Here is a 15,247-nt window from a genome sequence, read left to right as displayed (position 1 = left end):
CAAAAAAACTCTGCTATATAGCAGAGTTTACGAGCTAATTTGCTCTTGTAACGAAATTTGTTTTTCATCTTCTAAAATAACAATCGATTCTACTATCTTTGTAACTTCTAATCTTTTTATATAATGTCCATCTAATTCTTTCACACAAAACTTATAATTTTCAATTTCAATGGAATCCTCTTCAGCAATCTCTATATTCTTCGTTAAAATCCAACCACCGATTGTATCAACACCATCATCATCAATCCCTAAACCAAATAACGTATTCACTTCACTAACAAGTACTTTTCCCTCTAGTATCGTCTTCGTTTCACTAACCTTTTGAATTTCTGGCTGCTCATCCGTATCAAACTCATCCTGAATATCTCCAACAATTTCTTCCAAAATATCTTCAACAGTAACAAGTCCAGATGTCCCACCATATTCATCTATCAATATAGCAATATGTGTTCTTTCTTTTTGCATTTTTAAAAACAAATCATGAATTGGAATAGAATCGATAACTAAAATAATTGGTCTCACATATTGCTCTACTGTCTTCTTATTAACAGCTTTATGTTGTACAAACTCAGTAAAAATATCTTTAAAATTCACAAAACCTATTACGTGGTCTTTGTCGCCATCAACAACTGGATACCTTGTATATTTTTCGCGAGACATTTTTTGCAAAGCTTCTTCAGCAGGCATTTCTTTACTTATAATATTCATTTCAGTTCGAGGTACCATTATTTCTTTTGCAATCCGATCATCAAATTCAAAAATTTTATTTACATATTTATATTCAGATTGATTAATCTCACCATTTTTATAACTTTCTGAAACTAACAACCGTAATTCTTCTTCTGAATGAACCTCATCATGCCCCTTCGGCGGTTTCAGCCCTAGCAGCTTCGTAATGATTCGAGCTGAACCATTTAATAGCCAAATGAATGGGAATGCAATACGATAAAAGAAAATTAACGGCTTAGAAACAAGCAAACTCACTTGTTCAGATTTTTGAATTGCAAATGTTTTTGGGGCCAATTCCCCTATTACAACATGTAAAAAAGTAATTAACAAAAATACTAAAGTTACAGCAAAAATGTCTGCTAGTTGAGTAGAGATATTCCAATTTGCAAAAAGCGTATCAAACATTTGCTTTAACGCAGGTTTACCAAACCACCCAATTCCTAAAGCTGTAACAGTAATTCCTAACTGACAAGCAGATAAATATTCGTCTAAGTTTGTAATGACTGTTTTGACCGATGTTGCACGATTATTTCCTTCTGCAATTAAATAGTCAATTCGTGAACTTCTCACTTTAACAATTGCAAATTCTGCTGCAACGAAAAATGCCGTTAAGGCAATTAAAACAATCACTATACTTATACTATATATGTCCAAATACTTTTCCTTACTTACTTTGTAAGCAAGGAAGCCACCTCCTACTTAATTTTATTCAAGTGAAGTAAGCATTCTAATACTCTAACAAAATTCTACATTAGCAACCACCTTTTTATATATTATATGCATACATAAAAAAGATATTTATCATTATGATAATCTAATTCATTTACACTCGTCAAATTATTCTAAATGTTACGATAAGACATTTTTATTTAAAAGAACTATTCTCCTCAACTCAATTTCGTGAAAAAACACTTTCTTTGCCGATTCCACACTTCTTTTGTCGCACTAGAAGGGAACTTACTTCATAGCTCGAAATCATTCAACAGGATATATATAGGAGGGATTATTTTGGAATATAAAACACCATTTATCGCAAAGAAATTAGGTGTTAGCCCAAAGGCTGTTGTCCGGATCGCGCAACAATTAAATCTTACGATAGAGAAAAACAAATATGGCCACTTTATTTTCACACAAGAGGATGTCGATCAAATGTTAGAACACCATCGATTTCAAATAGAGCAATCTCAAAATTCTCAATCTACTCAAAAGGCTTCCTCAAATGAAGTTGAGGAATTAAAAACTCAAGTTAATACAATTGTTCAAAACATATCATCGAATGATTTTGAGCAATTAGCTAATCAATTAAACACTATTACGAGAAGACTTGATCGAATGGAAGAACAAATGCAAGATAAGGCAAATGATGTCGTCACGTACCAACTTTTACAACACCGTCGTGAAATGGAGGAAATGTTAGAGCGAATTCAAAAGTTAGAAGCTGCCCTAACGAAAGAAGAACCCATTTATATTACTCCGGATTCAAAACCAACATATGAACGAGAAAAGAAACCGAAGCGCCGCAAAATGATTTTTAGTATATTTGGATTATAATTTTTAGACCCTTATTAAAATAATAAGGGTCTTTTTTAATGAAGAGTTATATCCTATACAAATATTATTCTCTTTATTATACATATTCACTTCGCTTTATTTCGTTAACATAATATTTTTACTGTATTCTGTAATTAATGCCTGTGCATGAGCATTCCCTTGAATCACATCACGAAATTCTTTTAAAGAATACAAATGCGTAACCCCTTTTCGAGCATGAATTCTTACTGGTACACCTTGTAAAGTATCATGAAACTGAAAAGGATTATCTATTGGTTCAATTGGAAAACCAAGTGTAAGTAAATACATATACATTCTTTTTGTTACTGCTGCAATGTACCATTCAGCTTTTGTTTCTAACGCATGTATAAATAAAATAGCTGTTAGCCTTTTGAAATGTCCTCTTCCACGAGACGTTTTCGAAATACTTAACTTGCCTATTTCATATACATTCTTCAAATCTTTTACTAAATCATTTTTAGAAAACGGATAGAAAAACTCAGAATTCGATTGTTCAGGTACCGTATACTTAATACATTCTACTGTACCAATAGGATGTTCATCTTCTATTAATAAAAATCGTGATGGATTTAAATTACGTTCTACGAACATTAAGTTTCTTTCTTCACAAAAATCTCCCCATAGTTGCTCGAACCCAAAATGTTCTTCCTTTGTTTGAACACGCTGGAACATATTTAACCGCCTTTCCCATCGCCGCTCTGTTTTTTTGATAACGCTTTCACTATCTATCATATAAGAACAAATCTTCGTATGCAACTAAAAATATTTATGACTTATTATATTCTGCAAAATGAATTAGATTCCAATTTAATCGACTTTTATCCCGCGCTCACATTCCTTTTAATAACACATTTGTAGCACTTTTCAAATCTAAATTACACTACGTTTCTTTTCATACAGCATATAATTCTTCTTAATCTAAAGAAATCCTTTATGAAAAAGGATTTCTTTTACTTCTTAATGCTTTTTAGCCATTTTTCAAAAATTTGTACCATCCCATGTTTTCCAGCTAATTTCTCTTCCCCTTGTTTCGTCTTATATGGATATAACTGCAAGAAAACACCGCATCCAGATTCAATTTTTTTACTATGCATATGGCTTCCTGGATATACACAAATGACTTCATAAATTGACCTTCGATAATAGACTCGCTTTCCATCCTGTTCTTCTACATACTTTATAGACCAGTACTTATACATTTGCTCAGTTGCTTTCGTATTTCCGACGTGCTGAAAAATATTGTACATTGGACTATACTTCACTTCAATAATAATAGAAGATTTATATACGTATTTCCCATCTTCTTTTACATAACAGTCTAAGCGAATATCTGGCTTCTTCGTATCCTCACCATTGTAAAAATTACTACCTTTACTTAATGCAATAAGAGGATGTGTTTCAATTAAGTCATTAAATGCGACATGCACCTTTATATCATCTCGTTCTAAAACTACTGTCGTTCCATCTTGTAATCCATCTACATAAAAATGTTCTTGTATTTGTTCACGGATGGAGTTTCTAGCCTCAAAACCAATTTGCTCTAAAAGTGAAATAACGATAAAAAAAGCGTAATATTCATACACTAAAAACGTTGGCTTATAAACAAATAATAATGATGGAGATTGATCCGTATATTGCGGGAGTACTTCTAAATGATGTAGTAATTGTTGATGTGGTATCGATAAATCATGTAAGTTCATGTTACTTGTTTCAGTAACTTCCCTCCAAAATGAAGAGTGCATTAACATTTGAAAGTATTGTACATTTTCATGCACAATATGCGCCAATATTTTATATTCTTGTATTTTCATTGAGCTCTTTCGTAAATCGGCTTCTTTTAGTAAATGTATATTTTTATATTTTTGCTTCTCTCTATCGGTTACTGATCCATTACGCTCAATTGTTTGTATAATCGTTTTTACAGCTTGAAACTCTTCTGATTTTTTCTTTTTTTCTCTTTCTAATATTTCAATTGTTTGACGTAAAAAACTTTTAGCTTCAATTAAATAATGATAAAATTGCATCGCTTTATATTTAAGAAATGCATTTTCCTTACTATTTTTTTGTTCCATAAACTTACGATTATAATGTTTGGCATAAGGTTTTCGTTCTGCCACTATAGTTCCTTTTCTTGTTGGCTTTCGCTCTTTTCCTTCCCATTTATATTCATTTATAAATTTTGAGCTTGATTCTATTTTCTTAAAGATTTGCTTTATCATTTTCATTTTTTGCGGTAACTTTCTAAGTAACACTAAATAAGAAGAATCCTCAATATCGCTAAGTGCAGAGAAGGTTTTTTTATAGTAACCTCTATCCAAAATCAACTCATTTAAAATTGACTTCACATAGTCTTGAATCATTTCAAATTGATCATCAAAAAAGTTTTTCGGTACGATTTGAAATGCGCCATAATACGTTGTATCTTCTATACGCACTTCAAAATGGTATAGACCACAGCGCCATGGATAAAAGAATTCTGTTTTCCCGTGTTCATATATTAATACTCTTTGTTTTTTTTCATTTATTTCATATTGAGCCTCTTTTATATTTTTCTGTCCCTCATATACTTTATTCCATATAAAAGTAATATTCATTGGGATTTCATAATTGTACTGCAATCTTATTGGTTTTAATTCTTGTACTTTATAAATACATTGAACTAATGCTGTAGTAGATGTACAAAGACGATTTAATAAAATATAATCTCCTTTCCCCTCATTTCCAATGATTAACTTTAATACAAAAGGGAGCGTTTCATTCGTATCAACGATTTTTGTTTCATAACGCCCTTCATTTTGCATATCCATACAACTCCAGTTCTCTACGTTTTTCTCGTATATATGCTAAAGAGTGTTCAAATGTAGATACTCTGTTTGCAAGTGTAGATTGCAAAAGAGGTACTAAGGTCGCCCCCCTTTTTGCTTCTTCAGAAAGTAAAGGCCCAACCATCATTTCGGTCCCTCTGATTTTCGTCAATACACGCTGCTTTATTTGTAAATCAAACCCCTCTTCTCTACTAATCATATAGGTATGGTTATTTTGAAACGGTATGTTTTGCAAATAAGTCGCAATTGCATTTGCACATCGGAAAGAAATCCCCTTAGACGCGTCATGTGATGACAATACGACATGCAACTTATCTAATAGCTCTAATTCTTCTTCAGAAAACACTTCAATCATCGCTTTATTTCTCATCCAATTTATCCGAAATTCTCCCGCCGTTACTTTCAAAGGTGGATGTAATACGACTTTCCCCTGTTCCATGCCCATCTCACAAAACGGAATTTTCTGTAACGTTATTAGGTTCGTTCGGTCTAATAATCGATCAGAGAGCTCTTTCGTTGTTTCATCAAAATTTACAGTACCTACAAATATAATATTTTCTCCAATTTCAATTGTTGATGGAATTGAATTCTCTATGTCCTGTACACCCTCATACAAGTTTAAAATACGATTTTTTGTTTCAAGTTCAAGAACAGATAGAAACGGAGTAAACCAATGCTCAATATGAGACATGTTCATTTCATCAAAAACGATTATATACAGTTGATTTGGATTTTCTTTCGCCTTCATTAACGTCCTAACTAACTTCGCTTCAGATTCAATAAAAGTACCATTTGGATGAAGGTAACCAAGTAAATCATGTGGTTCTTGATACGATGGCGAAATTGGAATCCAAACCAACTCTTCCCCATACTGTAACCCTAATGCTTCTGCATAAGTTTGCACAAAACGTGATTTCCCAACGCCCGGTATACCACCAAGAATCGTTAACATATTTGTTTTTACACTTATATGGAAATTATAAATATCCGTTTCATCCAAATATAACCCTTTATTATGCACCATACTTTGTACATACTGTAAAAAGGACGATTCACGCTCATCCCATTCCCATTCATCTTTTTGTATTTTTATATCCTCTACTTCAACTAGCTTACCTTCTTCATGCATTCGTTTTTTTAATTGCTCATATACATAATCACTTACAAAATATAATTGATCTTCTACCGCTATTTCTACATACTTCGTCCAGTCACTGCAGTTTATATATTTACATTCACGTTTCTGTTCAAAATAGGCGATTGAGCTAATTGATGACTTTAGGGATATGTTTCCGTACAGTCTTCCATCGTGCCACAATAATTCGGGAGGCTCAAAGTCTTTCGGAAATTTTGGCATAAGAAATGATAAATAACCGTTGCTAAGTTTTCGCTCTAAAGATTCTCTTTTTTTATGATTTGTAACTTTAGGTGCCGGAATCATTTTATAGCTGCTTGCTATTTCTTTCGGTTCTTCTGTACATATTAACTCCACGTATACATTTCCTCTTTCATAATAAAGACGAAACATTACTAATTGCTTTTCTAATTTCCTCTTCTTTAATTCCGAAAAGATTTTTTCATTCTTTTTATTGCTACATAACCCTTCAAATACATATGGTTCATTTGTAAATTGTTCCTGTAAAGTGAATGGTATTGGCGATAAGCAGTGTACAAAGAAATTCTCTCCACTCTTCTCTTTCTCAGCTTTTGTAAATTTCCCTAAAAATCTCATATAGTACATTCGTTTTATAAAACTTGGCTGAAGAGCTTTATGTAATTTCACCTTAGTCACCTTCTTTTTTCATACTATTCTTAGTGTATGAAAGAAACGAAAAACTAGAAATAAAAAACCTGACGTTATCCGCCAGGTTCAAAATAAAAACTTATATTAATGAGAAGGAAATGCTTTTTTCTCTTGTAAAATTGCATTATGAGCAATTTTCATTTTCGCAAGTACGTAACGTAATCGATCTTCAGCGTTTTCATCTTTACTTATTTGTAATTCCGCCAAATTTTCAACAGAACTTGCTAAATTTTCAATGACTCCTCTTAGTTCAGGATGATGATTAAAAAAAGATTCTTGCACTAATACTTTCCTTAACTCACTAGCTAAATCAATTATTCTAGACAACTGTTCTTTTTCTTCCATTCTCATCCCTCCTGAATATCTTATGTAGTAAATATTCTCTAAACAAAGAAAAAAGCCCTTTAAATCAAAAGGACTTTTTACATTTTTATATTTCCAGTTAATAACATATATATTGATGTGATAGCCGCAACAATAATTGCCCACATCACATACTTCTCTGCACCTACAAAGCAACGGTTCCCTTGTTCTTTTCTTGCAAACGTGTAAACAATAATTCCAATTCCATACACAATTGAAACGAGTAGTAAATTCTTTAAACCAGCTGCATAAAGAAGCCATACAGAGTAAATAGAAGCAATTAAAGCTAACGCTCCGTTTTTTAATTTAGCGTCTTTTAGTTCGTTTGTAATGACTAATTTAAATTGGAATAACGCTGATAATAAATATGGTAATAAAATTGATGTTGATGCAATGAAATACATAATTTGATATGTTGATTCCGAAAACAAAACGATGATAAATATAATTTGGGCAACACCATTTGAAATCCATAATGCCATGTGCGGTGTTTGCTTCTTATTTGTTTTCGTAAAGACTTTCGGAAATACGCCATCTTTTCCTGCTACATGAGAAATTTCAGAAACAAGTAAAAACCAGCCAATTAATGTACCGACAAGTGAAGCAACTAATCCGATGTTAATCGCAACTGCACCCCATGGACCAACAACGTGCTCTAATACATGTCCCATGGACGGAGTTTCTAACACAGAAAGTTCGCCTCTTGTCATAGCTCCCATTGACAGGACAGAAATTAAAATATAAATGGACATTACTAAAATAAGTCCCAATACTGTTGCCTTACCAACATCTCGACTATTCTTCGCTCTTCCAGATAATACAACCGCTCCTTCAACTCCAATGAAAACCCAAAGTGTTACAAGCATTGTATTTTTCACTTGACCAAGTATAGCGGAAAGTGAGATCGTTCCTTCTCCCCAAAAATCATGTGTAAATGTGTCCCAGCGAAAGGCTGTTACCATTACAACAATAAATAAAACGATTGGAACTAACTTCCCTATTGTTGCGATCACATTCATAATAGAAGCTTCACGGATTCCAAATAAAATTAAAAAATGAAGTGTCCATAATAAAAGTGATGCCCCAACGATAGACGCAACATTATTTCCTCCTTTGAAAATTGGAAAGAAATAACCTAATGTACTAAACAGTAACATAATTGTTGCGACATTACCTAAGATTCCTGCTAGCCAATATCCCCAAGCACTATTAAATCCAATATATTCACCGAAACCAGCACGTGCATAACTATAAATTCCACCTTCAAGTTCCGGTTTTTGTCTTGCTAAAGTTTGATATACGAGCGCAAGTGGAATCATTCCCATCGCTGTAATACACCAGCCAATTATTATTGCACCACTGTTTGCTCCTACTGCTAAATCATGCGGTAAACTAAAAACACCGCCACCAACCATTGTTCCAACTACTAATGCGATTAATGGAAAAAATCCTAACTTCTTTTCTATTTGTACCACCCCATCTGTCATTCTAGGTGTTATGTTCGTTCAACTATTAAAGTCACCTTTTTCTCTAATAGACGTTTCTCTTATATTTTTTCAGGAAAACATTACTTATTCTAAAAGAAAATGAGCAAAAATGGAATACTTTTTTGAAAAAATGTATAAGTATGCACAAAAAAACCGCTCATTTTGTAATGAACGGTCATTTCAAACATATAAATTTGTATATTTCTTGTAAATTTAACGAAGTAACTTCTCTTTTTGTAAAAATTGTTTTGCGACTTCTTCACTACTTTTACCATTTACGTTAACTTCATAATTCATTTTTCGCATTTCTTCATCTGTAATCTTTCCAGATAATTTATTTAATACCTTTTCAAGTTCAGGATATTTCTGTAACGTTTCTTTTCTTAATAATGGTGCTCCTTGATAAGGTGGGAATAACCCTTTATCATCTTTCAGCACTTTCAGTCCGTATTGCTCCAATTCACTATCTGTTGAATATGCATCAATTACGTTAACATCTCCAGATTCAATTGCGCTATAACGCAGCTTCGGCTCCATCGTTTTAACATTCGAGAACTTATAGTTATATAATTTTTGCATTCCTTTATAACCATCTTCACGATCAGCAAATTCCAATGTAAATCCTACTTTGGCTTCCTGTGCAACATTCCCTAAATCAGAAATTGTATTTATATTCTTTTGATCTGCTATTTTTTTCGGCATAGCTAGTGCATATGTATTGTTATACTCCATTGGCTTCAACATAATCATATTATATTTCTTTTCCATTCCAATGCGAGCCTGCTCATATACTTCATCACGATTTGTACTCTTTGGTTCTTCTTTCACGAAAGTAGATAAAGCTGTTCCTGAAAATTCTGGGTATATATCTACTTCCCCTGATTTCAACGCTTCAAATACAAATGCTGTTTTTCCAAGACCTGGTTTTAATTGTACGTGTAAATCTGTATCTTGTTCAATAAGCTGCTTATACATTTGAATTAAAATTTCAGGTTCTGATCCAAGTTTGCCCGCAATAACAATATCTTTCTTTTCTGTACTCCAAAGAAATGGAGAAGCAATCATTATACAAACAATACATATCGTCAATATAACACGCTTAGAAGAGCGTTTCGGTCGTTCAAGTATGCGAAGTACTATATCAAAGAATAAAGCGAGTAACGCGGCTGGTACGGCCCCTAAAATGATAAGTGCATGATCATTTCGATCTATACCTAATAGTATAAGCTTACCGAGCCCACCAGCACCAATGAGAGCTGCTAATGTAGCCGTTCCAACAATTAATACCATCGCTGTACGAATACCGGCCATAATGATAGGCAATGCAAGAGGAAGTTCTACCTTCCACAATCTTCTCCAACTATTCATCCCCATAGCTTTCGCGGCTTCTATTAGAGATTCATCTAATTCCCTTATTCCTGTATATGTATTTCGTAAAATAGGTAATAGTGCATACACAACTAATGCGATAATCGCTGGAAGTTTTCCGATTCCTACTAATGGAATTAATAGTCCGAGTAATGCAAGTGATGGCACTGTCTGCATTACTGCAGAAGTTCCTATTATAAATTCAGCCATTCGTTCTTTTCTTGTTAATAAGATGCCAAGTGGCACCGCTATAATTACTGCAAAAAATAATGAAATAAGCGATATTTGTAAATGCTCACTTAATGCAGTTAGTAATTCTATTTTTCGTTCTTGGAACGTTTGTATAAAATTAGTCACTGTTTAGCCTCTTTCCTTCATTTGTTCAACAATGTAATTGACAATATGACGACTTGTTAACGCTCCAATATATTGACCGTTTTTTTCAACTGGAACGACCTCCTCATCACGCACACGAACTAACGCTTCTTGTAAAGAAGAATGTAATGATAGCGCCTGCCCTTCTAATTGCACACTTTGATCAAGCGGCAATACATCTGCTATACTTTTCCCCTGATACCAAGTTCGTCCGCGATTTCCAATAAACTCCTCTACAAATTCATTTTTCGGATTATGTATAATTCCTTCTGGTGTATCTAGTTGAACAACTTTTCCTTCTTTCATAATACAAATGCGATCTCCAAGTGATAATGCTTCTTGCATATCATGTGTTACAAATACGATTGTTTTTTGAATCTTTTTTTGCAACTGTACAATATCCTTCTGAAGCTGTTCCCTACTTAATGGATCTAACGCACTAAATGGTTCATCCATAAGAACGATTTTCGGGTTTGCAGCTAATGCTCGCACGACACCGACACGTTGTTTTTGTCCTCCTGACAATTCATCAGGCATACGATTTCGATAAATATCCGGATCTAATCCAACCATATGTAACAATTCATCGACGCGTGCTTTAATTTCTTTTTTGCTCCATTGCCTCATTTCAGGAACAATTGCAATATTTTCAGCAATTGTCATATGAGGAAACAAAGCAATCTGTTGCAACACGTATCCTATATCCCAACGTAATTCGTTTATATTATATTGTTGAATATCTTTTCCATCGATTAAAATCGATCCTTCAGTCGTTTCGATTAAACGATTAATCATCTTCATTGTCGTTGTTTTCCCGCATCCACTCGGACCGATGAGAACAAAAAATTCTCCCTTTTTAATTTCTAAATGCAATGAATCCACTGCTTTCGTGCCATCTTCATACGATTTTGACACATGATTAAATTGAATCACAAATACAACTCCTTTAATGTTGTTTCCTTTATTTTGATGGAATATGGCATTCATTTCAAATGATACGCTTTTAAATTAAAAAAGAGCTCACATTTGAGCTCTAACGGTCGAACAATATTGTTTTCATAATAGCAGCATATTCGCGAACATACATTTTTCTCTTAGAACGAATTGGTGTTTCAGCAGCTAGTGCCTCCATCTTCATGCCTAAACGCTTTGCAATTATTTTCGTTCGATATAAATGATACGTATTACTTACAACTACTGCATGTTTCACATTATATAAATCCATACTAAACTTTAAGTTTTCATACGTATTTGTAGATTGATCTTCTATTAAAATACGACTCTCATCTATACCGTGTACCATTAAATAGTTTCTCATGCTGTGAGCTTCCGGTATATCTTCATCTTCTCCTTGACCACCTGAAACAATTACTTTCGCTTCAGGATGGGAAAATAAATACTCCACCGCTACATCCAAACGATTTTGAAGAGATAAAGACGGTCTATCTCCAAATAACTTTGCACCCAGTATAAGAACGTACGGAGAGTGATAGCTCAACTTTTCACGAGCAACTTTGTTCATTCTAAACGTCATATAAATGATGTATAGTGGCGGTAATAATAAAATGATAAGAAAGATCCATTTGTTCATAAATAAGTTTGCACTCCCTTTCTTTTTATTATACAGAAAAAGAAAGGGCGGCAGAAGTGTTTTTTAAACGATTGATTTATTAGAAACATTCGCCGCTACTTTACGTTGTGATAGTACATAATAAATAGCGATTCCTAATGAGAAGATCAATATGCAGCTTAATACGTAAAACGGAAGCATTACTCCGGCTTTAGATACACCCGCCGTAAACAGCATTAATAATACAATTCGTATTCCAGTACCAATTAGGCGAAATAAGCTGTCTACACGTCCCATTACTTCGTTTGGAATTTCCTCCATCATCAATACATTTCTCGCCACTCTTGTACCCGCATTTCCAACTGCATGAAAAATTGCAAGTCCATATAAGAAAATTACGGAAGGTTCAATAATCATTGCGGTAATTGAAATTACATAAATGAACATCGTCATAACGATTGAAACTTCTGTTTTTACATATTTCATTATGAGTGGAATACAGATTCCTGCAACAACCGCTCCGACACCGTACATCGTGCCCTCTATTGCGTATACAGAGGCATTGGCTTTAAGTATATCCGAAATATAAACTGGTATTAAATAATTTGCCATCATAACACCTATAAACGGCATATAAGTGGCCAGTAAGAACCAAAAGAGCTTAGGACGTTTTTTCATAAAGTGAATTCCTTCAAACAATTGCTTCTTAAATGTTATTTTTCTTTTCACTTCTTTTTTCTTTACGTACGGTATACATAAGAAAAGAAAAAATGCTCCAGCAAAAGTTAACATGTCTACTAACAAAATCCACTTCAAAGATACAATTTCAATTAAGAAGCTCGCAGCCGCTCCAGAAATAACTTGTGTTAACTGTCCTTGTATTTCCATCGTTCCACTTAAACTTTTATAATGTTCTGCTTGAAATATCTCTTGGTTGAACGCAAATATTGTAGGATAAAACAATAAATAGTAGAATGATCCGGCTATATAAATAAGAATATAGTGAATAGAATGATAAGGTTGCCCAGCAAATCCCCATATAACCATTATTCCGATTACGGCTATTCCGATTCCTTCGTTACATAGCAATAAAGATTTTCTTGAAAAACGATCAATACTTTGCCCAATGAATGGTGTTAATAAAAACATAATGAGGGTTGCAATGATAGAAACATAACCAAATGTTGTCTCTCCTCCACTCTCTTTAATTAACAGCCAAGGAATCGTTATCATAACAATTCCGGAACCAATAGCAGATAGACTATTGGCTCCTAGAATGTAATACAAGCGAGAATCATGATAAAGTGAGGACATATCATTCCACTCCTAGTTGTTTTTTCACCTCTTTATATACGCTCATATATGCTTTTAATTCTTTAACTACATCATGAATTAATGGTTTTGCATCTTCTCCAAGTTCACCATCTTGCACATGTAATCCATCAAGCACAACTTGTTTTGGAATTGCATTTGCATAAACACCTCTAGCGACCGTTCGCATGCTGTTTAATGCATTTATTCCACCTTTACCGCCACCAGCAACCGCTAACAATGCAACTGGTTTATGAATAAATTCACTACTACTTAAGTAATCTAAAGAGTTTTTCAGCGCACCGCTCATCGCATTATGATATTCTGGTGTACATAATACAACCCCATCCGCAGCTTTCACTAACGTTTTTAATTTTTTTACTGCCTCTAAATCACGTTGTGACTCTTCTCCATTGTATAAAGGTAACTCCTCAATTGCTAAATCATATAATTCCCCTTCAAATTGATCCGCAATATATTTTGCCACCACACGAGTTCGACCAAATTTTCTTGGTGTACCGTTAATAACGACTAGTTTCATGATTATTTCTCCCCTTTGTTTTCAAGTTCTACTTATATATTATCAGAAATTTCTATACAAAACACAATATAAAGAGTTAACTTGTTTCATAAAATAGTATGATAAACAAAAAAGAACTCATACTTTCGTATGAGTTTTGTACAATTACTTTGTTTCATCTCTCATGCTCAATGTACCTAAACTTTCATTTGCTTCAAAATGATTATATGCTTTTTCCGCTAATCTTTTCCGTTCTTCTGGTAATTCTATATATTTCATTACGTTTTCAATTATTTTTTCGTACGGAGTAAACACAATTCCTGGCCACTCTACCTCATCTTCTGGATTACTATTTTCGGAAATAATAAATTTCTTATTTGCGACTGCATAAGACACGCGAGGTGTTTCAAGAATTCCTGATAAATAAAAATGAATATTTAATATAATTTTAGCTCTAGCAATCAATTCATTTCTAACAATTCCCCACGCATTATTTTTAAAAACTATATTTAAATTCGGGGCAATCGCTTTTAGATGATCAAAAATAGCTTGTCGCCTCGGATTAAGAGCACCTATAAACAGAATATCAATATCTTCAATAATTTCATCTTCAAACGCATCTTTTTTTATTTCCAAAGTTGGAGCATAGTTCATTTCTACATGTTTTATTTCTTTTCCTACCCCTTTTTGTTTAAGCCATTCTATATTTTGTTTACTATAATCCCAAATCACTCTATCTTTTAATAATATTAAATAAAGGGGGTGCGCATATGGACTTCCTTCGTATAGCTGTTCTAAATTATAAACAATTGCATCTTTCGGAAGAAGGTTCGGGTTATATGCATATGTATGTGCTCCAAAAACAACTGTATTCTTTACATTTTCCAGTATTGTTTCTGATATAATTACTGTATTTCCCTCCTGCTCCAACCTCCACTTTAAAGCTCGCGCAACATCTATGAAACTACCGTATGTCTTTGGGCATATAAAAAGACAATAATCATATTCTTTATTCAAATAAACTTCCATTAATCTTAAATTATTTTTATATAGATCTACATCCGGATGTTTAAGTACCAACTCATTTGCATGTTTTCTTGCTACTTTATATAATCCAGCATAATAAGCAGCGATGCATCTTCTTAATTCGATTCTTTCCCGGTCCTCATCTAATACATCCATGTTTAAAAGAAGATTTGCGATACAATACGCTTTTAAATGATCACGATCATAATAATAGTCTAGTAGTGGTATCAATTCTTCATACGTATTTCCATGCACCGATTCTCCTAGTTCAATCGCCCATCGTATTAATTCCATGAT

Annotated in this window: 13 protein-coding genes; 1 reads left to right on the top strand and 12 read right to left on the bottom strand. The window is 33.4% G+C overall.

Annotation, left to right across the window (positions count from 1 at the left end):
• Positions 1-27: 27 nt before the first annotated feature.
• On the bottom strand, positions 28-1,383 hold the full coding sequence (locus ACTL4X_RS11040; RefSeq protein WP_000356254.1) for a hemolysin family protein: 1,356 nt from the start codon (positions 1,381-1,383) through the stop codon (positions 28-30).
• 354 nt (positions 1,384-1,737) lie between these two features.
• Between ACTL4X_RS11040 and racA the strand changes: the two genes are divergently transcribed.
• Positions 1,738-2,280 (top strand): chromosome-anchoring protein RacA, encoded by a 543-nt coding sequence (gene racA, locus ACTL4X_RS11035; RefSeq protein ID WP_000456023.1) that lies wholly within the window; start codon positions 1,738-1,740, stop codon positions 2,278-2,280.
• 96 nt (positions 2,281-2,376) lie between these two features.
• Here the strand turns inward: racA and ACTL4X_RS11030 are convergent, their stop codons facing one another.
• The 11 genes from ACTL4X_RS11030 to ACTL4X_RS10980 form a co-directional block, all read right to left on the bottom strand.
• Positions 2,377-2,973, bottom strand: a complete 597-nt coding sequence (locus tag ACTL4X_RS11030; protein WP_000487796.1) for a hypothetical protein — start codon at positions 2,971-2,973, stop codon at positions 2,377-2,379.
• 278 nt (positions 2,974-3,251) lie between these two features.
• Positions 3,252-5,102, bottom strand: coding sequence for a hypothetical protein (locus tag ACTL4X_RS11025; protein ID WP_001178731.1), 1,851 nt, complete (start codon positions 5,100-5,102; stop codon positions 3,252-3,254).
• Positions 5,092-6,909, bottom strand: coding sequence for an AAA family ATPase (locus ACTL4X_RS11020; protein WP_000766187.1), 1,818 nt, complete (start codon positions 6,907-6,909; stop codon positions 5,092-5,094). The genes ACTL4X_RS11025 and ACTL4X_RS11020 overlap by 11 nt, the downstream gene beginning before the upstream one ends.
• Before the next feature lie 105 nt (positions 6,910-7,014).
• Complete coding sequence (locus ACTL4X_RS11015) at positions 7,015-7,275, bottom strand: hypothetical protein (protein WP_000391445.1); 261 nt, start codon at positions 7,273-7,275, stop codon at positions 7,015-7,017.
• A gap of 77 nt (positions 7,276-7,352) precedes the next feature.
• Entirely contained in the window at positions 7,353-8,780 is a 1,428-nt protein-coding gene (locus tag ACTL4X_RS11010) for a basic amino acid/polyamine antiporter (protein ID WP_000129444.1), read from the bottom strand.
• 213 nt (positions 8,781-8,993) lie between these two features.
• Positions 8,994-10,505, bottom strand: a complete 1,512-nt coding sequence (locus tag ACTL4X_RS11005; protein ID WP_000181014.1) for an ABC transporter permease/substrate-binding protein — start codon at positions 10,503-10,505, stop codon at positions 8,994-8,996.
• Between the two features lie 3 nt (positions 10,506-10,508).
• Positions 10,509-11,456 carry an ABC transporter ATP-binding protein gene (locus ACTL4X_RS11000; RefSeq protein WP_000614069.1) on the bottom strand — a complete coding sequence of 316 codons (948 nt, stop codon included), beginning with the start codon at positions 11,454-11,456 and terminating at the stop codon, positions 10,509-10,511.
• A 100-nt stretch (positions 11,457-11,556) separates the two neighbouring features.
• Entirely contained in the window at positions 11,557-12,114 is a 558-nt protein-coding gene (locus tag ACTL4X_RS10995) for a YdcF family protein (RefSeq protein ID WP_001045715.1), read from the bottom strand.
• 63 nt (positions 12,115-12,177) lie between these two features.
• Positions 12,178-13,407 carry an MFS transporter gene (locus ACTL4X_RS10990; RefSeq protein WP_000097165.1) on the bottom strand — a complete coding sequence of 410 codons (1,230 nt, stop codon included), beginning with the start codon at positions 13,405-13,407 and terminating at the stop codon, positions 12,178-12,180.
• A 1-nt stretch (position 13,408) separates the two neighbouring features.
• Positions 13,409-13,945 carry an NADPH-dependent FMN reductase gene (locus tag ACTL4X_RS10985; protein ID WP_000780355.1) on the bottom strand — a complete coding sequence of 179 codons (537 nt, stop codon included), beginning with the start codon at positions 13,943-13,945 and terminating at the stop codon, positions 13,409-13,411.
• Between the two features lie 144 nt (positions 13,946-14,089).
• Positions 14,090-15,244, bottom strand: coding sequence for a DNA-binding protein (locus ACTL4X_RS10980; RefSeq protein WP_086693016.1), 1,155 nt, complete (start codon positions 15,242-15,244; stop codon positions 14,090-14,092).
• Positions 15,245-15,247: the final 3 nt, after the last annotated feature.

Origin of the sequence: Bacillus sp. RE35 (assembly GCF_052146655.1) — a bacterium.
Taxonomy (GTDB): domain Bacteria; phylum Bacillota; class Bacilli; order Bacillales; family Bacillaceae_G; genus Bacillus_A; species Bacillus_A cereus.
This window is presented reverse-complemented; position numbering and strand designations above follow the sequence as displayed.

Coding starts and splice junctions, on each gene's coding strand:
- ACTL4X_RS10990 (WP_000097165.1), bottom strand. CDS start 13,407: ATGTCCTCACTTTATCATGATTCTCGCTTGTATTACATTCTAGGAGCC.
- ACTL4X_RS11030 (WP_000487796.1), bottom strand. CDS start 2,973: ATGTTCCAGCGTGTTCAAACAAAGGAAGAACATTTTGGGTTCGAGCAA.
- ACTL4X_RS11015 (WP_000391445.1), bottom strand. CDS start 7,275: ATGGAAGAAAAAGAACAGTTGTCTAGAATAATTGATTTAGCTAGTGAG.
- ACTL4X_RS11010 (WP_000129444.1), bottom strand. CDS start 8,780: ATGACAGATGGGGTGGTACAAATAGAAAAGAAGTTAGGATTTTTTCCA.
- ACTL4X_RS10980 (WP_086693016.1), bottom strand. CDS start 15,244: ATGGAATTAATACGATGGGCGATTGAACTAGGAGAATCGGTGCATGGA.
- ACTL4X_RS10995 (WP_001045715.1), bottom strand. CDS start 12,114: ATGAACAAATGGATCTTTCTTATCATTTTATTATTACCGCCACTATAC.
- ACTL4X_RS10985 (WP_000780355.1), bottom strand. CDS start 13,945: ATGAAACTAGTCGTTATTAACGGTACACCAAGAAAATTTGGTCGAACT.
- ACTL4X_RS11025 (WP_001178731.1), bottom strand. CDS start 5,102: ATGCAAAATGAAGGGCGTTATGAAACAAAAATCGTTGATACGAATGAA.